This window comes from Dactylosporangium aurantiacum (genome assembly GCF_000716715.1).
GTDB classification, from domain to species: Bacteria; Actinomycetota; Actinomycetes; order Mycobacteriales; family Micromonosporaceae; genus Dactylosporangium; species Dactylosporangium aurantiacum.
Genome location: NZ_JNYJ01000173.1, coordinates 1 through 329, shown reverse-complemented (window position 1 = coordinate 329; position 329 = coordinate 1). Strand labels below are relative to the sequence as shown.

General features: G+C 69.6%; 1 protein-coding gene. It reads right to left on the bottom strand.

Annotated features, from left to right (window positions below):
• On the bottom strand, window positions 1-329 hold a 329-nt coding region (locus OP18_RS50815), incomplete at both ends, for an extracellular solute-binding protein (RefSeq protein WP_033368064.1).

Genomic DNA, 329 nt, shown 5'->3' with positions numbered 1-329 from the left:
GACGGTTTTCGGGGCGCTGGTGATGCCGGCCTTGGTGAGCAGTTCGGTGTTGCTGATCAGCCCGATCCCGGCGAACGTCCACGGCAGCCCGTACTGCACGCCGTTGGACTGGCCGAGGGCGAGGGCGGCGGGGGCGTAGTCCAGGCCGGCCGCGACGGATCGCAGATCGAGGAGTTTGCCGGTGGCGGCGAGGGTGGCCAGCCACGCCACGTCCAGCTGCACCGCCCCGCTCAGCTGCCCGCCCTGGACCTGCAGCAGCAGCTGGTTGAGGTAGTCGTTGTACGGGTACGACGGCGTGCTGATCTTCACACCGGCGTTCGCCGCGGTGT